Source organism: Aliiroseovarius sp. (assembly GCF_030148435.1).
Classification (GTDB): domain Bacteria; phylum Pseudomonadota; class Alphaproteobacteria; order Rhodobacterales; family Rhodobacteraceae; genus JASBTN01.
In genome coordinates this window covers 1-23,950 of sequence record NZ_JASBTN010000050.1, presented here as the reverse complement: position 1 = coordinate 23,950, position 23,950 = coordinate 1, and the positions used below count along the sequence as shown (strand labels likewise).

24 protein-coding genes and 1 tRNA gene are annotated in these 23,950 nt (G+C 64.7%); 8 read left to right on the top strand and 17 right to left on the bottom strand.

Annotated elements, in window-relative coordinates; translation table 11 throughout:
• Positions 1-75: 75 nt before the first annotated feature.
• Positions 76-1,332, bottom strand: a complete 1,257-nt coding sequence (tyrS, locus tag Q1V43_RS08770) for a tyrosine--tRNA ligase (protein WP_300516820.1) — start codon at positions 1,330-1,332, stop codon at positions 76-78.
• A 66-nt stretch (positions 1,333-1,398) separates the two neighbouring features.
• On the opposite strand from tyrS, the gene Q1V43_RS08765 reads away from it, so the two are divergent.
• On the top strand, positions 1,399-2,499 hold the full coding sequence (locus Q1V43_RS08765) for an anhydro-N-acetylmuramic acid kinase (protein ID WP_300516636.1): 1,101 nt from the start codon (positions 1,399-1,401) through the stop codon (positions 2,497-2,499).
• A 102-nt stretch (positions 2,500-2,601) separates the two neighbouring features.
• On the opposite strand, the gene Q1V43_RS08760 is transcribed toward Q1V43_RS08765, so the two are convergent.
• The 5 genes from Q1V43_RS08760 to Q1V43_RS08740 all read right to left on the bottom strand — a co-directional run bounded on the left by Q1V43_RS08760 (position 2,602) and on the right by Q1V43_RS08740 (position 9,094).
• Positions 2,602-2,943 carry a DUF427 domain-containing protein gene (locus Q1V43_RS08760; RefSeq protein WP_300516634.1) on the bottom strand — a complete coding sequence of 114 codons (342 nt, stop codon included), beginning with the start codon at positions 2,941-2,943 and terminating at the stop codon, positions 2,602-2,604.
• Between the two features lie 201 nt (positions 2,944-3,144).
• The gene (locus Q1V43_RS08755) at positions 3,145-4,947 is read right to left on the bottom strand and encodes an aminopeptidase P family protein (protein WP_300516631.1); all 1,803 of its coding nucleotides are present in this window, start codon (positions 4,945-4,947) and stop codon (positions 3,145-3,147) included.
• A gap of 192 nt (positions 4,948-5,139) precedes the next feature.
• The gene (gene cobT, locus Q1V43_RS08750) at positions 5,140-7,014 is read right to left on the bottom strand and encodes a cobaltochelatase subunit CobT (RefSeq protein WP_300516628.1); all 1,875 of its coding nucleotides are present in this window, start codon (positions 7,012-7,014) and stop codon (positions 5,140-5,142) included.
• Positions 7,015-7,081: 67 nt separating this feature from the next.
• On the bottom strand, positions 7,082-8,053 hold the full coding sequence (cobS, locus tag Q1V43_RS08745; RefSeq protein WP_300516624.1) for a cobaltochelatase subunit CobS: 972 nt from the start codon (positions 8,051-8,053) through the stop codon (positions 7,082-7,084).
• A gap of 411 nt (positions 8,054-8,464) precedes the next feature.
• The gene (locus Q1V43_RS08740) at positions 8,465-9,094 is read right to left on the bottom strand and encodes a DnaJ domain-containing protein (RefSeq protein WP_300516621.1); all 630 of its coding nucleotides are present in this window, start codon (positions 9,092-9,094) and stop codon (positions 8,465-8,467) included.
• Positions 9,095-9,178: 84 nt separating this feature from the next.
• On the opposite strand from Q1V43_RS08740, the gene Q1V43_RS08735 reads away from it, so the two are divergent.
• Complete coding sequence (locus tag Q1V43_RS08735) at positions 9,179-9,436, top strand: BolA family protein (RefSeq protein ID WP_300516619.1); 258 nt, start codon at positions 9,179-9,181, stop codon at positions 9,434-9,436.
• Here the strand turns inward: Q1V43_RS08735 and Q1V43_RS08730 are convergent, their stop codons facing one another.
• The 3 genes from Q1V43_RS08730 to panD form a co-directional block, all read right to left on the bottom strand.
• Positions 9,437-9,841, bottom strand: a complete 405-nt coding sequence (locus Q1V43_RS08730) for a DUF4177 domain-containing protein (RefSeq protein ID WP_300516617.1) — start codon at positions 9,839-9,841, stop codon at positions 9,437-9,439. It abuts the gene before it with no gap.
• A gap of 237 nt (positions 9,842-10,078) precedes the next feature.
• Positions 10,079-11,593 carry an Asp-tRNA(Asn)/Glu-tRNA(Gln) amidotransferase subunit GatB gene (gene gatB / locus Q1V43_RS08725; RefSeq protein WP_300516615.1) on the bottom strand — a complete coding sequence of 505 codons (1,515 nt, stop codon included), beginning with the start codon at positions 11,591-11,593 and terminating at the stop codon, positions 10,079-10,081.
• Positions 11,594-11,665: 72 nt separating this feature from the next.
• On the bottom strand, positions 11,666-12,115 hold the full coding sequence (gene panD / locus Q1V43_RS08720; protein ID WP_300516612.1) for an aspartate 1-decarboxylase: 450 nt from the start codon (positions 12,113-12,115) through the stop codon (positions 11,666-11,668).
• 166 nt (positions 12,116-12,281) lie between these two features.
• Between panD and Q1V43_RS08715 the strand changes: the two genes are divergently transcribed.
• Positions 12,282-12,863 carry a transglycosylase SLT domain-containing protein gene (locus Q1V43_RS08715; RefSeq protein ID WP_300516609.1) on the top strand — a complete coding sequence of 194 codons (582 nt, stop codon included), beginning with the start codon at positions 12,282-12,284 and terminating at the stop codon, positions 12,861-12,863.
• Positions 12,864-12,897: 34 nt separating this feature from the next.
• Here Q1V43_RS08715 and Q1V43_RS08710 read toward each other — a convergent pair whose 3' ends face one another.
• Together Q1V43_RS08710 and Q1V43_RS08705 are read right to left on the bottom strand one after the other, a co-directional pair.
• Positions 12,898-13,602, bottom strand: coding sequence for an NUDIX hydrolase (locus Q1V43_RS08710; protein WP_300516606.1), 705 nt, complete (start codon positions 13,600-13,602; stop codon positions 12,898-12,900).
• A gap of 27 nt (positions 13,603-13,629) precedes the next feature.
• A complete protein-coding gene (locus tag Q1V43_RS08705) occupies positions 13,630-14,085 on the bottom strand; it encodes a DUF983 domain-containing protein (protein WP_300516603.1) in 456 nt (151 codons plus the stop codon).
• A 257-nt stretch (positions 14,086-14,342) separates the two neighbouring features.
• Here Q1V43_RS08705 and Q1V43_RS08700 point away from each other — a divergent pair, with 257 nt between their 5' ends.
• From Q1V43_RS08700 to Q1V43_RS08685, 4 genes are all read left to right on the top strand, one after another.
• Entirely contained in the window at positions 14,343-14,975 is a 633-nt protein-coding gene (locus Q1V43_RS08700) for a hypothetical protein (RefSeq protein WP_300516600.1), read from the top strand.
• A 114-nt stretch (positions 14,976-15,089) separates the two neighbouring features.
• Positions 15,090-15,677: an RNA polymerase sigma factor gene (locus Q1V43_RS08695; protein ID WP_300516598.1), complete on the top strand. Its 588-nt coding sequence runs from the start codon at positions 15,090-15,092 to the stop codon at positions 15,675-15,677.
• The gene (locus Q1V43_RS08690; protein WP_300516596.1) at positions 15,664-16,050 is read left to right on the top strand and encodes a dihydroorotate dehydrogenase; all 387 of its coding nucleotides are present in this window, start codon (positions 15,664-15,666) and stop codon (positions 16,048-16,050) included. The genes Q1V43_RS08695 and Q1V43_RS08690 overlap by 14 nt, the downstream gene beginning before the upstream one ends.
• 1 nt (position 16,051) lies before the next feature.
• Positions 16,052-16,612: a periplasmic heavy metal sensor gene (locus tag Q1V43_RS08685; RefSeq protein WP_300516593.1), complete on the top strand. Its 561-nt coding sequence runs from the start codon at positions 16,052-16,054 to the stop codon at positions 16,610-16,612.
• Positions 16,613-16,679: 67 nt separating this feature from the next.
• Here Q1V43_RS08685 and Q1V43_RS08680 read toward each other — a convergent pair whose 3' ends face one another.
• Positions 16,680-18,059, bottom strand: coding sequence for a diguanylate cyclase (locus Q1V43_RS08680; protein ID WP_300516590.1), 1,380 nt, complete (start codon positions 18,057-18,059; stop codon positions 16,680-16,682).
• Between the two features lie 97 nt (positions 18,060-18,156).
• On the opposite strand from Q1V43_RS08680, the gene Q1V43_RS08675 reads away from it, so the two are divergent.
• A complete protein-coding gene (locus Q1V43_RS08675) occupies positions 18,157-18,435 on the top strand; it encodes a DUF3572 domain-containing protein (protein WP_300516587.1) in 279 nt (92 codons plus the stop codon).
• 49 nt (positions 18,436-18,484) lie between these two features.
• Here the strand turns inward: Q1V43_RS08675 and Q1V43_RS08670 are convergent, their stop codons facing one another.
• The 5 genes from Q1V43_RS08670 to Q1V43_RS08650 all read right to left on the bottom strand — a co-directional run bounded on the left by Q1V43_RS08670 (position 18,485) and on the right by Q1V43_RS08650 (position 23,950).
• Positions 18,485-21,679 (bottom strand): 2Fe-2S iron-sulfur cluster-binding protein, encoded by a 3,195-nt coding sequence (locus Q1V43_RS08670; RefSeq protein WP_300516584.1) that lies wholly within the window; start codon positions 21,677-21,679, stop codon positions 18,485-18,487.
• Between the two features lies 1 nt (position 21,680).
• A complete protein-coding gene (locus Q1V43_RS08665; RefSeq protein ID WP_300516581.1) occupies positions 21,681-22,136 on the bottom strand; it encodes a MarR family transcriptional regulator in 456 nt (151 codons plus the stop codon).
• A gap of 164 nt (positions 22,137-22,300) precedes the next feature.
• On the bottom strand, positions 22,301-22,861 hold the full coding sequence (locus Q1V43_RS08660; protein WP_300516578.1) for a YSC84-related protein: 561 nt from the start codon (positions 22,859-22,861) through the stop codon (positions 22,301-22,303).
• A 131-nt stretch (positions 22,862-22,992) separates the two neighbouring features.
• A complete protein-coding gene (locus Q1V43_RS08655) occupies positions 22,993-23,469 on the bottom strand; it encodes a thioesterase family protein (protein WP_300516817.1) in 477 nt (158 codons plus the stop codon).
• Positions 23,470-23,876: 407 nt separating this feature from the next.
• Positions 23,877-23,950, bottom strand: a tRNA-Gly gene (locus Q1V43_RS08650).

The following is a 23,950-nucleotide window of genomic DNA, read 5'->3' as shown; positions in this document are numbered from 1 at the left end:
GGGAGGATTGGGGGCTCTGCCCCCAAACCCCCGGGATATGTGCGGAAAGATGAAAGGGAGGGCAGGCCCTCCGGGTCAGTCGGCCAGGGTCACAAGCGCGTGGCGCTTCTTGCCGGCCGAGAGTTTCATCGGCTGGGCCAGGTCGTCGGCGCTGACCATCAGCCCGGGCGAGGACAGGGCCTCGTCATTCACCTTGGCACCGTTTTCGGCAATCAGGCGCTTGGCTTCCTTGCCGGATTTCACCAGGCCGGATTTGACGATCAGCTGCACGATCGAGATGCCGTCGCCGATTTCCTCGGCGGTGAGCGCAATGGTCGGCAGGTCGTCGCCGGTGCCGCCCTTTTCGAACACTTCGCGGGCGGTGGCCTCGGCTGCTTGCGCGGCTGCGCGCCCATGGGCCAGCGCGGTGACTTCACCCGCCAGCACGATCTTGGCGTCGTTGATCGCCTGGCCCTCTAGCGCACCAAGGCGGTCGCATTCCGCGACCGGCAATTCGGTGTAGAGTTTCAGGAACCGGCCCACATCGGCATCGGTGGTATTGCGCCAGAACTGCCAGAATTCGTAGGGGCTGAGCATGTCCGCGTTCAGCCAGATCGCGCCATCCTGCGACTTGCCCATCTTCTTGCCGTCCGAGGTGGTCAGGAGCGGAGAGGTGAGCCCGTAGATCGCGCTGTCCAGCACCCGGCGGGTCAGGTCGATCCCGTTGACGATATTGCCCCACTGGTCCGAGCCGCCCATCTGAAGCAGGCAGCCGTAGCGGCGGTTCAGCTCCAGGAAGTCATAGGCCTGGAGGATCATGTAGTTGAATTCGAGGAAGCTGAGGCTCTGTTCGCGATCCAGACGGGATTTCACGCTCTCGAAGGACAGCATGCGGTTCACGCTGAAATGCCGCCCGATGTCGCGCAGGAATTCGAGGTAGTTCAGCCCGTCGAGCCATTCGGCATTGTTCAGCATGAGCGCTCGGGTCGGCCCTTCGCTGTCATAGTCGATATAGGAGGCAAAGACCTGCCTGATCCCGGCGATATTGTCGTCGATCTGCGCTTCGGTCAGCAAGGGGCGCTCGTCGGCGCGGAAAGACGGATCGCCCACCTTCGTAGTGCCGCCACCCATCAGCGTAATCGGCTGGTGCCCGGTTTTCTGCAGCCAGCGCAGCATCATGATCTGGATCAGCGAGCCCACATGCAGCGATTTCGCCGTGGCATCAAAACCGATATAAGCGGGAACCGGACCCTTTGCCAAAGCCTCGTCCAGCCCCTGATAATCGGTGCAGTCGGCCAGAAAGCCGCGTTCGATCATCACGCGCATGAAGTCTGATGTGGGGTGGTAGGTCATGTCGTCTCGGTCCATCTTGGGCGTTGAACATTCCGTATAGAACGGGTCCGGGAAAAGGGAAAGAGCATGTTGGCAGATGGGCCGGTCTGGGCGTTGGGGGCGATGTCGGGCACTTCTCTGGACGGGGTGGACGCGGCGCTTCTGCTGACCGACGGGGTGCGGATTTTCGACTTCGGCAATACCGGCTATCGCGCCTATGGGGACGAGGAACGCGCGGTGATCCGGGCGGCCCTGGGGGCCTGGCCGGGCGCGCCAGGGGTCGAGGCGGCGGCCGAGGTGGTCGAGACCGCCCATGCGGTTCTGTTGTCCGGGATCGAAGGCGCGGATCTGGTCGGCTTTCACGGCCAGACCCTGGCCCATGAGCCGCAGGGGCGCGGCACCCATCAGGCGGGCGACGGGCGGGTGCTGGCCGAGGTGCTGGGCAAGCCGGTGGTCTGGGATTTTCGCTCGGCCGATGTGCGGCTGGGCGGCGAGGGGGCGCCGCTTGCGCCGTTCTTTCACTTTGCCTGTGCGAAATGGGCCGGGCTGGAGGCGCCTGTCGCCGTCCTGAACCTTGGCGGCGTGGGCAATGTGACCTGGGTCGATCCGTCGAAAGAGGCGCCCGAGGCGGAGGGGGCTCTGCTGGCCTTTGACACGGGCCCCGCCAATGCGCCGATCAACGACCTCATGACCAGGCGGCGGGGCAAAAGTCTGGACGAGGGCGGGGCGCTGGCCGCCACCGGCGAGGTGGTTCCTGAGGTTATCGACGCTTTTCTTCAGGACGCCTATTTTTTCAAGGTGCCGCCCAAGTCATTGGATCGCGACAGTTTTTCCGGGTTGGGAGAAGCCGTGTCTCATCTGTGCGACGCCGATGCCGCTGCCACGCTGGCAGGCTGTGCGGTCGCTGCCGTGGCACGCGGGATGGAGCATTGCCCGGCCCCGCCCACCCGGCTGCTGGTGGCCGGAGGCGGGCGGCACAATGCGGTCTTGATGGCGGGGCTGTCGGTGCTGCTCGATTGTCCGGTGGAGCCGGTCGAGGCGATCGGGCTGGATGGTGACATGCTGGAGGCGCAGGCCTTCGCCTATCTCGCCGTGCGCGTGGCGCGTGGATTGCCGACCTCCTGTCCGGCCACAACCGGGGTCAGCGCTGCCGTGGGCGGTGGCGTGGTCAGTGAACCGGCGGGGTGAAACACCCGCGTCCCCCCGTGCCGGAAACGCGCCGGCCGAGCAAGACGAGGCAACCGCCGTACCACCGACATTGATCTGATGAGCGTGCCGGGCCGGAGGGTATTACAATTGCTCGACCGCCACTTTCTGCGGATAGAAGGCCAGGTGGTCCTTGATGCGCTCCACCGCGGGTTTCGGGCTTTCATAGCTCCAGCCCGCGTCCGAGATCACCTGGCTCTTGGTGTGGATTTCGTAATAGGTGGCATCGCCCTTCCACGGGCAGTGCGAGGTGGAATCCGACCCCTCCAGCATTGCCATGGCCAGGTCTTCGCGCGGGAAATAGATCACCGGGGGAAAGTCGCCCTCGGTCAGTTCCAGCGCATTGGTGCTTTCGCCCAGAACGGCGCCGCCGGCGCGCACCACCCAGGTGCCCTGAGCCTTGCGGATCCTGATGTGGTCGGCCATGTCGTTCCTCCCTGACCGGCGTGCGGTCGTGTTCGTGCTTGTGTCGGGTTCTATACGCAAAGCGTGTCCGAATGAACCACCCCGGCGCGCGACGTGGCGTCGCGCGATCCAACGAACCCGCCCGGACCGGTCAAACCCGGCTGCCGCATTTTGCGGGGGCAATGTTTCCAGATTGTGTCACCCTGGACCGGAGCGGCGGCGTCACAGGGGTGCGCAAGCGGCAGTCAGCCACGACTTTGCGGCAGGCGAGACCTGATCCGACAGTTTTGCCAGCACTTCGGCATGGTAGTTGTTGAGCCAGTCACGTTCATCCTTCGACAGCATCTCGACCACCACCAGGCGACGGTTGATCGGCACCCAGGTCAGGGTCTCGAAACGTAGCATCTCGCGTTCGGCATCCCCGGTGGTCGGCGCCTCGGCCCGTTCGACCACGATCAGGTTTTCCAGGCGAATGCCAAAGGCGCCGTCGCGGTAGTAGCCGGGTTCGTTCGACAGGATCATGCCGGGCACCAACGCCACCTCCGAGACTTTGGAAATCCGTTGCGGCCCCTCGTGCACGGACAGATAGCTGCCCACGCCGTGTCCGGTGCCGTGGTTGAAATCCTGATGCGCCACCCAGAGCGGGAAACGCGCCAGGGCGTCCAGGTCGCGGCCTGCCAGCCCCTTGGGCCAGCGCGCGCGGGAAATTGCAATCATGCCCTGCAAGACACGGGTAAAGCAGGTTTTTTCCTCATCTCCGACCGCACCGATTGGCAGGGTGCGGGTAATGTCCGTGGTGCCGTCGTGATACTGTCCACCGCTGTCCACTACGATCAGTTCGCCATTTTCCAGAAAGCGCGATGTGTCCTCCGTCACCCGGTAATGCATCACCGCGCCATTGGGACCGGAGCCCGCAATGGTCTCGAAACTGATGTCCCTCAATGCATTGCCCGCGCGGCGCTGGGTTTCCAGCTGAGTGGCCACGTCGATCTCGGTGATCCTGGTCGAGGGCACCGTGGCATCGAACCAGGTGAGGAATTCCACCATCGCCGCCCCGTCGCGCAGATGGGCGCGCCGGGCGCCTTCGACCTCAACCGCGTTCTTTGCGGCCTTGGGCAGAATGCAGGGATCCTGACCCCAGGCGACCGCGACCCCGTCACGTTCCAGGATGCGGCTGACCGCCACCGGTGCCGTGCCCTTGTCGACCCGCACCGGGCCTTCGAGATCCGCCAGACCCTCTTCGAAAGCCGTGTCCGGATAGAGCCGCACATCCGGCCCCAAATGCGTGCCGATCGAGGAATCGCGCGCGGGGTGGGTGAAGAAATCGACCCGGGCACTGTCGTGGAGGATGGCGAATCCCTGCACCACGGGAATGTGCGGAATGTCGTCGCCGCGAATGTTCAAAAGCCAGGCGATGCTGTCCGACAGGGTCAGAACGGCGGCCTTCTGCCCGGCCTCGCGCAGGGCCGCGGCCAGATCGGTGCGTTTGTCCTCATGGCTTTTGCCTGCATATTCAAGGCCGTGCGGGTGGATATGGCCCTGGGGGGCGGCCGGGCGCTCTTCCCACAGCTGGTCGACCAGGTTTTCGCACGCCACCAGTTCGAACCCCTCGCCGAGCGCCGTATGCAGCCGGTCCATCTCGGCTGCCGTATGCAGCCAGGGGTCGAAGCCGATGCGCCCGCCGTTCGGCAGCTGTTCGACCAGCCAGGGGCCCGGCTGCACCTCCGGCCAATCCACCGGGGTAAAGTGATCCAGGCTCACCTGCGAACGCACCTGGTTGCGATAGCGCCCATCGACGAAGATGCCGGCCACATCGGCCAGCGCGATGCAGAACCCGGCCGAGCCGGTGAAACCGGTCAGCCACTCCAGCCGCTTGTCGCAATCGGCCACGTATTCACCCTGGTGTGCATCTGCGCGCGGCACCAGAAAACCATCCAGCCGGTCCTGTGCCATCAACCCGCGCAAGGCCGACAGGCGGGTAGGGCCCTGAGTGGGATCGGCGGTGACTTCGAAGCTCTGGAACATCGGTTTCTCCTGGGGTAGGTGGCGCGCAGTTTGGCGGTGATTGCCGTCAAGGGAAAGCGGATTCTGGGCTTGATGTGGGGCGTGGCATGGCTACCCCGGGCGCCCGGAACTTCAGGTGGCAGAGCCCGAACCGTAACGAGGCAAATCCCGGCGAATCTTCGAATCCCCGGCGGCTGAACTGTCGGAATGCGTTCAGATCGCCTTCTTGATCCCCATCAGACGCGCCCGCGCGCGCGGGTCGCTGTCGAACAGCGCGGCAAGCTGTTCGGTCATCGCGCCGGCCAGCTGTTCCACGTCCGTGATCGTCACCGCGCGGTCGTAATAGCGTGTCACGTCATGGCCGATGCCGATCGCCAGCAGTTCGACCTGCTTGCGCTTCTCGACCATGGCGATCACGTCGCGCAGGTGTTTTTCCAGGTAATTCGCGGGGTTCACCGACAGGGTCGAGTCGTCCACCGGCGCCCCGTCCGAGATTACCATCAGGATCTTTCGCGCCTCGGGCCGCGCGGTGATGCGCCGATGCGCCCATTCCAGAGCCTCGCCGTCGATGTTTTCCTTCAATAGCCCCTCTTTCATCATCAGCCCCAGGTTCGGGCGGGTCCGGCGCATCGGTGCGTCGGCCTGTTTGTAGATGATGTGGCGCAGATCGTTCAGACGGCCCGGCTGCTGCGGACGGCCCTCGGCGAGCCATTTCTCACGCGCCTGCCCGCCTTTCCATGCGCGGGTGGTGAAACCGAGGATCTCGACCTTGACCTGGCAACGCTCCAGCGTACGGGCCAGCACGTCGGCGCAGATCGCGGCGATGGAGATCGGCCGGCCCCGCATCGATCCCGAGTTGTCGAGCAGAAGCGTCACAACCGTGTCGCGGAACTCGGTGTCCTTTTCCTGTTTGAAGGACAGCGGCGTGGTCGGGTTGGCCACCACGCGGGCCAGACGCCCGGCGTCCAGAATGCCTTCTTCAAGGTCGAACAGCCACGAGCGGTTCTGCTGTGCCTGCAAGCGGCGCTGCAGCTTGTTGGCCAGACGGCTGACGGCGCCTTTCAGCGGCTCCAACTGCTGATCCAGATAGGCGCGCAGACGCTCCAGCTCGGCCGGTTCGGCCAAATCCTCGGCGCGTATTTCCTCATCAAAATCAGAGTGATAAACTTGATAGTTCGGGTCCGCATCGGACGCGGGGGCAGGCGGGGGCGGCTCCAGTGGAGCGTCGCCCTCGGGCATTTCCGCCTCGTCCGACATTTCGTCATCGGCCAGGTCATCCATGGTGATCTGGGCCTCGGTCTGGTCCTGTTGTTCTTCCTGAGACTGCTCAGGATTGGCCTCGGCCTCGTCCGACTGGTCCTCGGACTGCTGGTCCTGATCGTCCTGATCCTCGGGATCAGCCTCGGGCTCGGCCTCGTCCTGGCTCTCGTCCTCCTGATCCGGATCCTCGCCCAGCTGGTCGCCATAGCCCAGATCTTCGATCACCTGGCGGGTGAATTTCGAGAAAGCCTTTTGGTCTGAAAGGGTTGCGTCCAAATCTTCAAGCGTATGCCCCGCCTGTCCCTCGATGAAATCGCGCCAGAGGTTCATCACATTGGAAGGGCCTGCGGGCAGATCGCGCCCGGTGGCAAGGTGGCGTACGAGGTAGCCGGCGGCGTCGGCCAGCGGCGCGTCGGCGGCGGCGGTGATGTTTTCGAAGCCCTTGCGGAAGGCTTCCGCGTCCAGCTTGTGGTCGATGTTCGACGCGGTGCCGGGCATTTCCCGTGCACCCATGGCCTCGCAGCGCGCGGTCTCCATCGCCTCGTAAATGTCGCGCGCCATCTGACCCGCGGGGGCATAGCGCGCATGGGTGGCGTCGTCGTGGAACTTGTGTTTCAGCGCCAGCGCATCCGCCGTGCCACGGGCCAGCAGCACCTCTTCGCGCGTCATGCGACGCGTCACCTGCGGCAGGCGCACGCTGTCCCCGGTCAGGCCGGGCGGATCCACCGAATAGGTAACTGACAGATCGCCATCATCCGCCATCACCTTGGTTGCCTCGGCCAGGGCCTTCTTGAACGGATCGGCGGGGTTGTCGCTGGGTTTGTTCATGGTGCCTCCCGGGCCATATCCACGGGGGCCGTGTGGTGCGGACACCCCCCGTGCATATGTTTATACATCACCCCATGCTCATCGAGGCAGCGCTTTCCGGCAGTTCCTCGTCGAAACAGCGCTGGTAGAACTCGGCGACGATCTGGCGTTCCAACTCGTCGCATTTGTTCAGGAAGGACAGGCGGAACGCGTAACCGACCGAGCGGAAGATGCCCGCGTTCTGAGCCCAGTTGATCACCGTGCGGGGGCTCATGACGGTCGACAGGTCGCCGTTCATGAAGGCAGTGCGGGTCAGGTCGGCCACAGTCACCATCTGCGCGATCGTCTGGCGGCCCTTCTCCGTGTTGTAGACCGGGTTCTTGGCCAGCACGATATTGGTTTCCGCGTCATGGGAAAGGTAGTTCAGCGTGGCGACCAGGCTCCAGCGGTCCATCTGCGCCTGGTTGATCTGCTGGACGCCGTGATAGAGCCCGGTGGTGTCGCCCAGGCCGACCGTGTTGGCCGTGGCAAACAGGCGGAAGGACGGGTGGGGCGTGATGACCTCGTTCTGGTCCAGAAGGGTCAGCTTGCCGTCATGCTCCAGCACGCGCTGGATCACGAACATGACGTCGGCGCGGCCCGCGTCGTATTCGTCGAAGACGATGGCGGTCGGGTTGCGCAGGGCCCAGGGCAGGATGCCTTCCTGGAACTCTGTGACCTGCTTGCCGTCGCGCAGCTTGATCGCGTCCTTGCCGATCAGGTCGATGCGCGAGATGTGGCTGTCCAGGTTTACCCGCACGCAGGGCCAGTTCAGCCGCGCGGCGATCTGTTCGATATGGGTGGATTTGCCGGTGCCGTGATAGCCCTGGATCATGACGCGGCGGTTGTGGGCGAAACCGGCGAGGATTGCCAGCGTGGTGTCCGGGTCGAACTTGTAGGTAGTGTCCACTTCGGGCACGCGGTCGGCGCGCTCTTCAAAGCCCTTAACGACCATATCCGTGTCGATGCCGAAGATGTCGCGGACCGAGATTTCCTCGGTCGGTTTCTGCGTGTGATCCATGTCTGTGTCCGCCGTGTTCAAGCCCGTTCGCTGGGCATCCTGTCCATTTGGTCAACCTCGGTTTGGTGCCTCAGATTCCCGCTCGGCGCAAGGGGAGCGGCTGGAAAATCGTGGCGTCATGGCGGGTTGTTGCGCCAGGATGATGCGGCGAGGCGGAATGCGCGGGGAAAACCGCACCAACCGGGCAATGCCCATGTCATAACCGCTGAGCCGACCGTTTTTCCGGGTTTCGCGAACCGTCTTTCATCTTTCCCGAAATATCCTCGCCGAAGGCAACCAGAGCAGCGCAGCTGCTCTGGCTACGCCCAACGGCCGCGGTGGCCGTCAGGCCGCCACGGCGGGCGGGAGCCCTGCCGGTGCAAGGAAAAATCGGGCCGAATGGGCCCCGGGTCACATAACCGCCTGTTCCACCTACTTGAAGCTGCGGCTTTCCTTGATCTGGTCCCAGGCCCAGACGACCTCCTGCAGCTGTTCTTCCTGGCTGCGGTCGCCGCCGTTCATATCCGGGTGCAGGACCTTGATCAGCTTCTTGTAGGCCTTGCGGATTTCCGCTTTGGTCCAGTGATCCTTGGCCTCCAGGATCTCCACCGCGCGGCGTTCCTTGGGTGGCAGCTTGCGTGTGCCGGTGATCGACTTGCCCGGGTTCTGCGTCGCGTTCTCGCCCAGAACCTGATGCGGATCGTCCACGCCCAGCCGCGCCCAGGCGCGTTGCTCATCGGTCTGTTTGCCGAAAGGCTTGGTCTCGCGCTCCCAGACGCGGTCCTTGTCCGATTGCGCGTTGATCTCTTCTTCCGTGGCGCCGTTGAAGAAGTTCCATTTCAGATTGTACTCGCGCACATGGTCCTTGCAGAACCACAGGAATTCGTCCAGGTGATCGGGGCTGCGCGGTGCGCGGTACTGGCCGTGTTCCTGACAACCGTCATGTTCACAGACCCGGGTCGAGGTCTCGAACGCGCCCGACATGCCGCGTTTGCCACGCGGGTTCTTCTTCTTCGCCGTCTTGACGGACATATCAAAGCCAAACGGATCGTCTTTGGTCATTCGCGCACCTGTAACTGGTCTTTTCGACTCGGGTCCGAGAGTTTAGACGTTTTCACGTCAGATAGAAGAGGGAAGCACGGAAAAATGAGCAGGTCCGAGGAAATTCGCGAGAAATTGGAGGCCGCCTTTCAGCCGCGCATGCTGCAGGTGGTGAACGAAAGCAGCCGCCATCAGGGCCATGCCGGAGACGACGGGTCGGGCGAAAGTCATTTCCGCGTGGTGATCGCGGCAGAGGCCTTCGCCGGGCAAACCCGCGTGGCCCGTCACCGCATGGTGCACAAGGCGCTGGGTAGCGAGCTGACCTCGGCCATCCACGCGCTTTCCCTGGAAATTACCGAGTAATTATTCCGCCGCGACCTTTCCCTTGTCGCGATCGCCTTTCGTGCCCCCGAGTGGTTTGACCGCCTCGGGCAGTCCCTGCGCGGCATGGGCCGACGGCAGGCTGGGGGCGTTGATTTCGACGGTTTTTTCGACCTCAAGCGGCGCGCTGTCCGACGTCGCTTCGTCAGTCTCCACCGCAAGGGGCCGGCGGAACACCAGCACGTTGCGGAACACGGTGGTCTTGCCGGTCAGGCCGGAACGGGTCTCGCTGGGCAGGGTGTCGGCGCGCTGGTATTCCCAGCCGTCCGCGGCGAGGCTGTTCATCAGCTCCGACAGTGCATGGGCGAACTGGGCCTCGGCCCCTTTCACACCTTTTGCCTTCACACCTTTCATCGGTGCCGGCACCACTTTGTACTCGTAGCTCATGACCCTGTCCTTCTGACGCAATGGGGCAGACCTTACACGATTCGTGCAGCCCCTGTCCAAAGGGAGAGGGAGGGATGGGCAATTCCCCGCGTGTTGTTGAAAATTCCACGTGAGAGCAAGGAGTTGCGAGGAGATCTTCGAGTGGACCGGCGTCCGGTGCGGGGGGATGCAATAAGGCCGGGAGGACCCGGCCCATTGGTCAAGAAGAATGGTGTGGCCCTCTGTCCGACCGGACTGTCAGAGCCCCAGTTTCCGGCTCACCAGCTGGTTCACCGCCTTGGGGTTGGCCTTGCCGCCGGTGGCTTTCATGACTTGCCCGACGAACCAGCCCGCCAGTTTCGGGTTGGCTTGCGCCTTTTCGACCTGGGCCGGGTTGTCGGCGATGATCTGGTCGACCGCGGCTTCGATCGCGCCGGTATCCGTCACCTGTTTCATGCCGCGTTCCTCGACGATCTGCGCCGGGTCGCCGCCTTCGGTATAGACGATCTCGAACAATTCCTTGGCGATCTTGCCGGAAATCGTGTCGGCCGAGATCAGCTCGATGATGCTGCCCAGCTGGGCCGGGCTTACCGGGCTTTCGGTAATGCCGTGATCTTCCTTCTTCAGGCGGCCGAACAGCTCGTTGATCACCCAGTTGGCGGCCAGCTTGCCGTCGCGGCCCTTGGCGACCTGTTCGAAATAGGCGGCGTTCTCGGCCTCGGCGGTCAGCACGCCCGCGTCATATTCCGACAGGCCGAAGTCCTTCACGAACCGTGCCATCTTCTCGTCCGGCAGTTCCGGCAGCGAGGCAGCGATGTCATCGACCCAGCCCTGTTCGATCTCCAGCGGCATCAGGTCCGGGCAGGGGAAGTAGCGATAATCATGCGCCTCTTCCTTCGAGCGCATCGAGCGGGTTTCGTTCTTGTCGGCGTCATAGAGGCGCGTTTCCTGGACGATCTCGCCGCCGTCCTCCAGGATGGCGATCTGGCGACGCGCCTCGACGTCGATGGCCATCTGGATGAAACGCATGGAGTTCATGTTCTTGATCTCGCAGCGGGTGCCGAGATGGCCGAAGTCCTGGGTTTCCATGTATTTTTCATACTGGCCGGGCCTGCAGACCGACACGTTCACGTCCGCCCGCATCGAGCCTTCCTGCATGTTGCCATCGCAGGTGCCGAGGTAGCGCAGGATCTGGCGCAGCTTGGTGACATAGGCGGCGGCCTCTTCCGGGCCGCGGATGTCGGGGCGGCTGACGATCTCCATCAGCGCGACGCCGGTGCGGTTCAGGTCAACGAAGGACTTGTTCGGGTCCATGTCGTGGATCGACTTGCCCGCGTCCTGTTCCAGGTGGATGCGTTCGACGCGCACCTTGCGCGCGACGCCCGGGCCCATGTCGACGATGATCTCGCCTTCCCCCACGATCGGGTGGTAGAGCTGGCTGATCTGATAGCCCTGCGGCAGGTCCGGGTAGAAGTAATTCTTGCGGTCGAAGGCTGATGTCAGGTTGATTTCGGCCTTCAGGCCCAGGCCGGTGCGCACCGCCTGTTCGACGCAGAACTCGTTGATCACGGGCAGCATGCCGGGCATGGCGGCATCGACGAAGGCGACGTTCGAATTGGGTTCCGCACCGAATTGTGTCGAGGCGCCCGAAAACAGCTTCGCCTTCGAGGCCACCTGCGCGTGGACCTCCATCCCGATGACCAGTTCCCAGTCTTCCTTGGCGCCGGCAATGACCTTGGGCGCGGGGGCTTCGTAAGCGAGGTGATCCAGCATGGTGTCTTCCCGTAATGGCGTGTTCCCTGCCTTCTAGGGCAGGGGCCGGAGAGGGGCAAGACCCGGGGGCGCTCAAACCGCCTTTGCGCGGTAGGGGATCTGCTGGGGTGCGTCGTCCTTCAGGATCGAGAAACTCAGCCGCCCCTGCGCATCCCGGTCGGCGGAATAGGTCAGCACCTCGTCCACATCGTTGTCGCGGGTAAAGGTCAGGACTTTCGGTGCGATCTCGGTCACATCCTCGGCCGGGCGCAGCTCGTTGGTGCAGATGATCAGCTGATCGCCCACCTGGCAGGTCCGTGCGGCGGCGCCGTTCAGGATGCACTGGCGCTTGCCGCGGGTGCCATAGATCACATAGGTCGAGATCCGCGCGCCGGACTGCTTGTTCCAGATGTCGACGAATTCCATCGGCAGGATGCCCGCCGCCTCGCAATGGTCCGGGTCCAGGGTGATCGAGCCGTGGTATCCCAGATCGGCCTCGGTGACATGGATACCGTGCAGCTTGGCGGTGACGAATTTCTTCATGGTTGGGCCTTCCCTTCGCGTTCGGGCGGTTATGATGGAAGGTTGACCCTGGGTCAACTTTAACGCTGCGGTGCGGCGGTTTTCCCCCATCGAGATGGACAGCGGCGCCCCTACGGCGCAGACTGGCATGCGACGGCTCGTGGCGGCCCGTGACGGAGTACATGTGATGAAGCCCTTTGTTCCCCTTGTCCCCCTCTTCCTGCTGGCCGCCTGCGCGGGCGGAGTGACCGCGTCGAAATCGGCGCCGGTCGAGACCCCCATGCGCTGGGATCACGTCGCGGGGTCCGGGGCCTGGACCGAGGCGACCATGGCCGCACTCGCGAGCCACGGGGCCGCGCTGCCCGCGCTGGTGCCGGCGGATGTTGCCGAATGGTGCCCCGGTTACGAAAAACAGGACGTGGTCGGGCGCAGCGCTTTCTGGGCCGGGTTGATTTCCGCCTTGGCGAAACATGAAAGCACCTGGAATCCACGCGCCGTGGGTGGGGGCGGGCGCTGGTTCGGGCTGGTGCAGATTTCACCCGGAACCGCACGCGGATATGGCTGCGTGGCACAGACCGGCGAGGCGTTGCGGGACGGGCCTGCGAACCTGTCCTGCGCCGTGCGCATCATGGCCGATACGGTGCCGCGCGACGGGGTTGTCAGCCGCGGCATGCGCGGCGTCGCGGCGGATTGGGGGCCGTTCCATTCGGCCGTGAAACGCGAGGACATGCGCGCCTGGACCCGGTCGCAGAGCTACTGCGCCGGGTAGGAGCGCCGCGCGGACCCCGGACGCCCGGCGTCCCTCAGGCCAGAGGGCTCTGGCCCCCCAGCCGCTCGAACAGGCTTTCTTCATCGGTGTTGTTGAAGAAGGGCACCTCGCGCGGGGCACCGAGGTCGGGCAGGTTGCCGATGATCTCGGACAGGACCACCTCGGTGATGAAGGGCAGGTCGAACCGGCGCACGTCGTCCAGAGGGATCCACTGCAGGTGGCTCAGCTCCTCTTCGGCGCCGGAAAAATCATCCGGGTCGGTCTTCAGCCGCGAAGCATCCGCGAGGAAGAACCGCGCGTCAAAGCGGCGCGGGCGGCCCGGCGGCGTAATGGCGCGAAAGACGAAGGACAGCCCGTCGGGCGAGGGGATATATCCGGCCTCGGCGAAACCTGTCCAATCCTCGGGCACCTCGCCGGGCCACTGCCCCGGTTCGCCAAGGATTTGCCCGGTTTCCTCCCACAACTCGCGGACCGCCGCAGCCAGACAGGCCGGGGCGAGGGCCGGATCGGCATCCTCTCCCAGCCGGGTCAGGCAGGGTTCCGCCCCGGCGCTGGCCAACGGCACCCTGGCATCCGCCATGTCCACGGCACCGCCCGGAAAGACAAACTTGTTCGGCATGAAGGCGGCTTTCGCCCCGCGCTGGCCCATCAGCACACGCGGGCGTGTCTCGACATCGCGGATCAGGATGACCGTTGCCGCGTTGCGGATGATCTTCGACTTGTCCAAGGGACCTCCCATCTTCCCGTCCTGCGCCCGCGGGCGCGCTTACTGCGCCGCTTCCACCGGCTGCCCGGACCTGGGTGGCGCACCGAACCCATGCATGCGCTTGGCCCATTGAATCCCGACCATTGCCCCCTTGAACCGGGGCAGCAGATAGAGCGACAGCGCCACCGCGCCCACGGTGAACACCGTGGCCAGCGTCATCGGTTCGGGGCGGAACTGCACATAGGCGATGTGGATCATCGGGGCCAGCAGGTGCCCGACCACGATGATCGTCAGATAAGCCGGCCCGTCATCGGCGCGCTGGTGATACAGCTCTTCGCCGCAGACCGTGCAGGTGTCGCGCACCTTCAGATAGCCCTTCAGCAGCGGCCCCGTGCCACAGGAGGGACAGCGCCGTCGCCAGCCCTTCAGAAGGGCAGGCTTCAACGGCCGTTCGCCGCCGGCATCGACGGTCTCGACCGCTATGTCGGCCCCGATCGCGGGCTGTGTGTCCGTCATGGTCCTGGATCCTGTATTCTCGAGTCGCGCGACTTCCCCATACCCTAAGCACACCCCCTTTGGGAACCATGGTGCAAAACGACCCAGCGTCCTCCTGACGCAGAGCCTTTCGGAAAAATTGAAAACAGCGCGACGGAAAGCCGCCGCCCGCCCGTTTCATGATCACAACACGGGACGAAACGGATCGTCACGAGGCCGGAACGAACCGGCCGCCCGAGGGGGCAGACACTTAAATACGGGACCAAAGGAGAGACCCAATGAAACGCACGACCAAAACCGCATTGATCGCCCTGATCGCCGCCGGCGCCGTGGGCGCAACGACCCTGAGTGCCTCGGCCTTCGGTGGGCCACGCGGCGGAATGGAACGCGGTGGCTTCGGTGGCGGCAAGTTCATGCAGATGGAGTTTGCCGACCTGGACGCCGACAAATCCGGCCTGATCACCGTCGAGGATCTGCAGGCCAACGCCAGGCTGCGGTTCGACGCGGCCGATGCCAACAAGGATGGCCAGTTGGATTCGGACGAGATGGCAGCGCAGGCCAAGGCCCGCATGGACGAGCGGATGAAGGCGGCCGAAGAGGCCGGTCGCAGCGCCCGTCGTGGCGCCCCGGACGCAGAGACGATCGAAAAGCGCATGGGCTGGATGATCGAGGAAATGCTGGACCGTCGCGACACCGACAAGAACGGCACGCTGTCCTTTGATGAGGTCTCGCCGGATCAGGCCAGGCTCGACCGCATGATCGACCGGTTCGACACCGATGACGACAACGCGATCAGCGCGGCCGAGTTTGATGCGGCGCAAAAAGAGATGTGGATGCGCGGCAAGGGCCGGGGCGGTCAACGCGGTCATGGCGACCGGGGTGGCCTCTGGCGCTCCGGGCAAAACAACTGAGCAGGCGGGGGCCGCGCCGGGTGTCTCTGGGGACCATCCAGTGACATTCCCGGTCCCCAACCCGGCGCGGAACTCCCGTTGCGTGTGAAATGATGAACGGGTACGCAAGACGGAATGGACATGGCATTCGACGCAAATTCCGATGTGACGGACGAGGCCCTTCTGGTCGCCTATGGCAATGGCGATGCAGAGGCCGCGGCGATGCTGACCATGCGACTGACCCCCCGGGTGCTGGGCTTTGCCGCCCGTATGCTGGGGGGCGATCGCGCCGAAGCCGAGGACGTGGCCCAGGAGGCCATGCTGAGGCTCTGGAAAGTGGCGCCCGACTGGCGCCAGGGCGAGGCAAAGGTGACAACGTGGCTCTACCGGGTCGTGAAGAACCTCTGCACGGATCGGCTGCGCAAGCGGCGCGGGGTCGATATCGATGCGATCGCGGAACCGGCGGACGACGCGCCGGGGGCCGTCGCAGGGATGATCGAGGCCGACCGGGCCGCCGCCCTTCAGGCCGCGTTGAACCAGCTGCCGGACCGGCAGCGTATCGCGGTCACGCTCAGGCATCTTGACGGGGCGTCGAACCCGGAGATTGCCGAGGTTCTTGAGATCAGCGTCGAGGCGGTCGAAAGCCTGACCGCCCGGGGCAAGAGAGCGCTGAAGGCCATCCTGGCCGGCAAGCGCGAGGAGTTGGGTTATGACGAACACTGACCGTGATGACGACAAGATGCTCGAAAGCTTCTTCGAGGCGGGCCGTGCCGATGCGCCGGTGCCCTCGCAGGATCTGATGGCGCGCATCCTGGCCGACGCGCAGGCGAACATGCCGGCCCCGGCCCCGATCGCCACGCCCGCACGGCGCGGTCTGTTGGCCGGTCTGCTTGCGGCGGTGGGGGGCTGGCCCTCGGTTGCGACCATGGCGACGGCGGCGGTGGCCGGTGTCTGGCTTGGTTTCGTGCAACCCGATGCGCTGAACAGCCTGTCCGGCGGAACCCTCTTGCCCGGCAGCACCGCGACCGCCTATGAGGTGGATGACCTGATCCCCAGCTATGGCAGCTTCGACGTGCTGCTGACCGAGGAGGGCTGAGATGAGCGCTACCCCCGAACAACGCCCCCCCGAGGCGCAGAATTCCCCCCGGCGCACCCGGCGTCTGGTCAAGGTGATCCTGACCCTCTCGCTGACCCTGAACCTGCTGGTCCTGGGGCTGGTTGTGGGCGCCAAAATGCGTGACGGCCAGGAGGCCCGGCGCTTTTCCCCGCCGGACCGGGCGATTGCCCGCGACATGGGCTTCGGCCCCTTCATTGGCGCTTTCCCACGTGAGAGCCGTCGCGAGATGGCCCAGGCCCTGCGTGAACGTGCGGGCCCCTTCCTGGACAACCGCCGGGCGCTGGTGAACGAGATGCAGGAGATCCTGAACACCCTGCGGGCCGAGCCCTTCGATGCCGAGGCTCTGAACGGGCTGCTTTCGGCCCAGGGAAACCGGATCCGCGAGCGTGCCGAGATCGGCCGTGGTGTGCTGATCGAACAGATCGGCAAGATGACCCCGCGCGAACGGGCGCGTTTCGCCGATGATCTGGAACGAGGGCTGCGCCACTCGATGGACCGGGTCCGTTCGGACTGGAAGGACCGGGCGCGCGACCGCTATTGACGAAACTGCTCTGCATTTTGCACGGCAGGGCCCTGCGGGGGCCCGCCTTGGTGTTTCAAGGCGGCGTTCAGGCGGCGGTCTGTACCATCGTGACCTGGTTGCGCCCCTCCGCCTTCGACGCGTAAAGCGCCCGGTCAGCCCGCTCCAGAAGCGTATTCACATCCCCCACAAGCCGATCACCGATCGCCACGCCGATCGACATGGTCACAGGGATGTCCATCCCCCGCGACGGGGAATGCACCGGGGTGTCGCCGATCATCCGGCGCAGCCGTTCGGCGGCCACGCCGGCCTGGGCGGAGGTGGTGGCGGGCAGGGCGATGATGAACTCCTCGCCACCTGTCCGCGCCAACAGGTCGATCTCGCGAAGGTTCTCGCGCAGGCGGCGCGCCACCTCGACCAGAACTTCGTCGCCGACCAGGTGGCCATATGTGTCATTGACCGACTTGAACCGATCCAGATCCAGTGCCATCACCGCAAAGCTCTGCCCGGTGTCGCGCGCCTCCCGCGCGATACGGTCCAGGTAGCCCTGGGCATAGCGCCGGTTGTAGACGCCGGTCAGCGGGTCGGTCACGGCAAGGCTCAGGTGGCTGTCGAAATCGGCCCGCAGGGCATCAGATTCCAGTTTGCGGTGCAGAAGAGGGCGCAGGCGGATGGCCAGTTCCTCGGCATCGAAGGGGCCGGTCTGCACTGCATTGGCCCCCAGGTCCAGCGCCATGGAGGTCAGGTGCGCGGGATCCTCTTCGCTCACCTTCACGATGATCACCGCATGACGTGTGGCCTGGCGCGAGCGCAGCTCGCTGACCAGTGGCAGGCCGTCGCCAGGCGTATCGATCGAGGCGGCGACGACGAAGGCGTCCGGCGTCGTGCCGGCGGGCATCTGTCCAATCGCCTCTTCCCGGCTCATCAGCGTCACGCGGTCCCGGGTCATGCGGCCCAGCCCCGCGCGCCAGTGGATCGCTGTTTTCATGTCCGGCGCCACCAGCGCCAGCCGGGCCTGGCAGGCGAAGCCCTTGCCGATCTCGGCGAAGCCCAGCTCCCGCGCCGTGTCGCGCCGCCGGTCCAGCTCGTCCTGCGCGGTGCGTGCGCGCATCAGGTTGCGCGCCAGAGCCTGCAGCGTCGCATCGTCATAGGGTTTGGTGACAACCTCATCGGCCCCGGCGCGCAGCGCGGCCAGCCGCATCGCGCGATCGGGCCCTGCCGCCACGACCACCACCGGGATGCGCGCAAGCAGCGGGTCTGCCTTCAGGTTCCCCAGCAGCTGCACGGCGCCGCCATCGACCAGGCTTTCGCCCAGGATGATAAGGCCGGGCCGGTCCCGACGCGCCATGCGCAGGACCTGCGCGGCATTGTCGGCCTGCAGGATCGCGTGACGCGCCGCCTTCATCGTGCCCTTGAGCATGATGCGGCTTGTGGTAACGCCATCTGCGATGAGGATGCGTCCTGCCATGGAAATCCTGCCAATCGGTTTCGTTTGCGGTTCGGTCTGGTAATAGTTTGCTCAAATTGGTTAAGAAAACCTTTCCAAGACTTAATGAGGTTTGGATATGAGGCAAGAATGTGCCGAAACAGTGGCACTACAGGCCCTGGCCTGGCTGGTTGGCAACGAGGATCTGTGCCCGGTCTTTCTGGGCTCCACGGGCGTCAGCGAGGGCGAGTTGCGGTCCCGCGCCGGGGAGGCGGATTTCCTCGCCTCGGTGCTCGATTTCCTGATGATGGACGACGCCTGGGTCATGTCCTTCTGCGACTCTGCCGGGCTGGCCTACGAGGCCCTGATGCGGGCCCGCATGGCCTTGCCCGGCGGGGTGCAGGTGAACTGGACCTGACCCGCCGCGACTGGCCTGGCCAGATCGGGCCAGATCGGGCCAGGCCGGGTCAGAGGTCGATTTCGACCATCCCGTCCGGTTCTGCCGCGCGGCTCTGGCACAGGATCATCTCGCCATCGCGCTGTGCCTTCGACAGCACGAAGTCGCGATGTTCCACTTTGCCCGAGATCACCCCGCACTTGCAGATGCCGCAAATGCCGTCGGCGCATTTCACATCCACGTGAATCCCCGCCTCGCGAAGCGCGTCCGTGGCGGCCTCGTCGGCGGCAACCTGTACCTCGCGCCCCGATCTGGCGAGTTTCAGGGTAAAGGCATGGTTCTCGTATTCCGGAGTTTGCGGCGGGCTGAAATACTCCAGGTGGCGGGCCTCGTCGGGGTAGCCACCGGCTTCGGCCGCCTCGATCACGCTTTGCATGTAGCGGTCCGGGCCGCAGGTATAGACATGGAAACCCTCTTTGTATTGCAGGAGGTTGGCCAGGTCCGCCCGGGTGCCCTCATCCGAGAAGTGGGTGTGCACCCTATCGGCCCAGGGCAGGGTGGCGAGGTCGTTCAGGAACCCCGCGGAGGCCCGGGTCGAGCAGGAGTAGTGCAGCGCGAAATCCCGCCCCAGCGCATGCAGCCGGTGCGCCATGGCGATCATCGGCGTGATGCCGATGCCACCGCCCATCAGCATGGAGAACCGTGCGTCCTCGACCAGCGGAAAGTGATTGATCGGGTGCGAGACGAAGACCCGGCGCCCTTCCTCGAAAATGCGGTGCATCAGCTTCGATCCGCCGCGCCCGTCCTCCTCGCGCAGGACCGCGATCTGGTATTTCGACGGGTCCGCAGGGTCGCCGGACAAGGAATACTGCCGGAAGAATTCCGGGGCCACCACCACGTCGATATGCGCGCCCGCCGTGGCGGGGGGCAGGGGGGCGCCGTCCGGTGCGCTGAACTCGTACTTGGTCACGTCGGCTGTCATCGCCTCGACCTTCGTGACGGTCATTTTCAACACCGGCGCCTCCGCCTGATCGGCGGTATAGACATGTTCGGGCGGCTCGCCCGCCGCGCGGCGGCGCTTGTGTTCCGCGGCCGAAATCATCTCCTTGTAGGCCCGGATGCCAGCCTCTCGATCGGCCGGGAACGGCCAGTTGTAGGGCGGGGGCGCGAGCGGTGCCGGGTAGACGGCGAGGGTCTGGTCCTCGTAACGAAGGTTAAGCCCCCTGGACAGCTCGCGCCGGTTCACCGGGTGTTCGGAAGGCGCATAGGGCCCTTCGTTCACCATCTCCAGATCCCACCACCAGGTCTTGACCGGGTTCACTTCGCCATTTCCGGCCCAGTCGTCGAGCCTCGCCAGCGGCCCCGCCAGCGTCCCGGGCGCCTTCGTCGCCGCCCAGCGGAACGGCGCTTCGGCAAAGAGACCTTCCAGGTTCCACGGGCAGGTCTTCATGCAGCGCCCGCACATGGCCCCGTTCTTCTGCGCGACCCGGTAGGTGGTGCATTTCTGGCTGTCGGATTTCCAGATCTCGTAGCCGTTGAACATGCGTTTCGGCCCCGCGGTGATCGCCCCCGAGGGGCATTCGCGGGCACATTTGTTGCAGGCCTCGCAGAAGGCTTGCAGACCGAAGTCGATCGGCTTGTCATGCACCATCGGCATGGAGGTCGTCACCACGCCGGATTTCAGCCGCGGGCCGAGGTAGGGGTTCAGGATGACCTCGCCGATGCGGGAGACCTCTCCCAGGCCCGAAAGCAGCAGCAGGGGGGGCTGCAGCACCTCGTCATCCATCACCGAATGCACCCGCGCACCATGGCCCAGGCGGCGCAGGTGTTCGGCCAGAACCCCGCCCAGCAGCGAGAAGCGCAGATAGGCGCGCATCGACTGGGCACAGGCGATCCAGTCATCCCCGCTGGCGCCCTCCATGGTTTCATGCCCTTGGTCGATGATGATCGAAATGGCATTTTCGTGATAGGGATCAATGGGTTCCCCAATGGCGTCATGGCTGTAATAGGCCCAGTCGGGACATTCCGACAGGCCCACGGCATCGCAGCCCAGGAAATAGAGCGCGCCCTTGATATTCGCTGCGTTGCGGGCCGGGTCCATGGTGGACGGGTGCACCTCGCGCGCCTCCCCATCCTGCAGCAGGATGAAAGCGCCCAGCGAGGGGCGGAAGGCGAAGGCGGCAGCCGACTTGCGCACGTAGTTGCCGTTTTTCGAGCCTTCCTGTGCGAGAGGGCCGAGGTCGCCGAACAGCGAGCGGGCAAACATGTTGGCCCGTTTCGGCACCCGCGCGACATTGGCGCGGTCGATGTAGGTGGTGGGAACCTCGACGCGTTTCAGCTTTTCGAACGGGTGGGCGCCGTCTCTGAAACGGCGGCTTTGGTAGGGATCGACATTGCGCCTGTTGCGGGCATGAGCGCCGAACCCGCTGCGCCATGTCGCGGGTGGTTTTGCGTTTGCGGCCAGGGGCTTGTCCGGGGACAGTTCAAGCGTCGTGGTGATCGCCGACAGGCCGTAACGGCACCCGTGGAACGGGTTCACGGCGATGTCGCCCTCGACCGTGGCCAAGCCTGCCGCAACCGCCAACTGGCCAAGGTGAACGTCCGAGGCGGCCTGGCTGTGGGCGCGCGCCTCCCAGCCCAGCAGGCGGATGTAATTGGCCAGAGAGACCGACGTTTCCATGCCGCGCAGACAGGCGCGGTGGGACTGGGCGTCGCGTAGCCAGTCGGTGCCTTCTTCTTCCGCCCCCGGATCACGGGGGTATTCGTATAAAAAGACGATGGCGTGGGTGTGATGGCGGCAGTCCGCAGGCGGCGCCTTCAGGCTTTCGCGCAACCCGGCCATGATCACGTCTACCCCGGCGGCGTAGGTCTTGACCTGCATGGTCTCGATCTTGCTGGCCAGCCGGTCCACGTCAGGGTTCTTCAGCGGCGTCTCCAACCAGGCGGAGCCGGGGATTTCACAGATGCCCACCATTGCCGCGTCACAGTAATAGCCAAACGACTTCAGATGGTTGGCGCGCTCCATGGGGTCCGCGGGGATGACCCCGCGCTCCCGTTTCACCAGCCCGTCGCGGGTGGCATCCAGCATTGCCTGGTATTCCTGCATCGCGTTGACGATCGACAGGGGATCCTCAGGGCGTCGGAAGTTCAGCCCTGGCATCGGGGCGAGCCGGTCGAGCCCCTCTGCGGTTTCGATTCGGGTCAGGCGTTCGAGCGGGTAGGGCCCCAGATGGGGCGGGCGGTCGCGGTAGGAGCGGAGTTTCATGTTACAGCCTCTTCAGCGGGGTGTCATCGCCCTGACGCAGTTTTGCGAGCAGGCGGCGCAGCTCGGACAGCTCGTCGTCGGTCAGGCTGGTTTCGGTACGGATGCGGTTGGCCAAAGCCATCGGGACGGCTTCGTCGAGCTTCCCGCGGCCAAGCTCGGTCAGGGCCACGCGGGTCGTGCGCTTGTCGCCGGTTCCGTGGTCGCGGGTAACGAGGCCGGCGCCCTCCATCTGCTTGAGCGCACGGGAGGTGGCGGTGCGGTCGATCCCGATGAATTCGGCGATGTCGGAGGGCTGGCTCAGCCCTTCGTCGCCAGTGGCAAGCAACACGCACCATGTGATCCGGGTCAGGTCGAGGGCCTTCAGGGCTGCTTCGAAACGGCGTTCCTGCAGGCGGGCGGTAACGGTCAGCTGATAGCCGATGGCGTCATGGAGGCGGTAGGGTGCGCGATCTGTCATGATTGACAATGTCAACTAAAGTGGTTGTCAATGTCAACTATATTGTCGTCAGGGCCGCGGCGCCCCGCGTGGCAAGGCAAGGCAAGGCAAATGGCCCTAATCAATACTACAAGAAAAAACGGGCGCCCGGCCGGGCGCCCGTTTTGACATTATTTTCCCGTATCTTACGGAATGATCCGGGTGTATTTTGTCCCTTCGACCGTGGCGCCCGCGATCAGGCCGGCCTGGCCGAAAACCACCGCGACCACTGGCGACAGCGAGGTGAGCGTATCCGCCGACAACCGGTCGCCTTCGTTCTGGATCGCGTATTTGATGTCCCCGCCTGCCGACCAGCCGGGGGACGTGCGGAAACCGCGCAGCGACTCGTCGGTCATGAAGAACAGCACATGGGCATATTGCTGGGCGCCAATCTGCAAGCCGAAGCTCGCTTCGGTCTGAACATAGTAGTCCACCGTTGTCCCGCCCACGCGCAGAGCCCCGCGGCCATAGGCGCCGCCAATGCCGAAACCCGCCTCGGTGATCAGGGGCATGACCAGCATGCCGACCGATTTGTCGGCCAGTTCCTGGGTGCCCGGGTAGCGGTTGTAGAGATAGTTCAGCGTGGCTTCGACCCGTGCGTCGATCGCCGCCCCGCCGGTCGATCCCACGCCATTGGCGCAGGCCGAGGTCATCAGGGCTGCTCCGCCCGCACCGATCAGGAAACCACGTCTGGAAAATGTACTCATCTGCCCATCCTTGCCTTGCCCCGCCGCGGGGCGTTTCATTGCACGGGTCTGGTGCCCGAATTGGGGCCAAGAATAGGGCAGGTCCGGGGGTTTGTCACCATATCTTGCGGTAGCATGGCAGGATTTCGCTTCTACTCGCGGCTGGCCTTGTCGCGGCTGACGAAGGCATCGATCGCGGCGGCGGGCAGGGGGCGTTTGGTGGCCGCGTCCTCTTCCAGGCAGACCACGATACAATCCCCAGTGGCGCGCAGCGTACCCTCGCCGTAGATCGCATATTCCATCCGGAATGAACTGCTGCGGAAACTGGCCGTGCGGGTCACGGTGACATAGCGTTCGCCCAGGAACATCGGCGCGTGATAGCGGGCCGAGTTGGTCATCACGACCAGGGTCGGGTCGCCGGGCGAATAGGTCGACAGGTGATAGGCGGCAAAATAGGGAATGCGCAGGCTTTCGAACCAGCGGAAATAGGCGACATTGTTGACATGGTTGAGCGCGTCGAGCTCGTGAAATCGCACCACGTCGGCCATGCCGAACTGCCAGCCTTCGGGCACGCCGGCGGCAGCCAGGTGCTGAGGCGAAAGAGGGGTGAGGAACGGCAGGTCGGGCATTATGGTCACAGGCGGGTCTCCTTTGTCACAGAGATGCCAGCAGCGTCCGGGCAGGGCAAGCACGACGCGGCGTTCGGGCCGGATGCCGTGCACCAGGGAGCCATGTTGGACGAAACACGTTCACCCGGCACCGTCCGATCGCATCGAAATGGCCCGCGTCCTTTCACGCCCTGAGATCGACTCAACCGGTAACAAGCAGAAAGCCGGCCTTTCCGCGTCAGGCAGGGGCGGGATCAGCAGTGGTTGATGAAAGAAGGCGTGGAGCGGGTAGCGGGAATCGAACCCGCACCTTAAGCTTGGGAAGCTTAACCGCTGTTGGCTGTTTGCCGCCTTCAATCAAGCGGTTAGTAGGTGCGTCTGTTGCGTTTTGTAGGCAATTTGCAGGCAAATATTAGTTGCCTACAAATTGGAGCGGGTGAAGGGAATCGAACCCTCGTCGTTAGCTTGGGAAGCTACTGCTCTACCATTGAGCTACACCCGC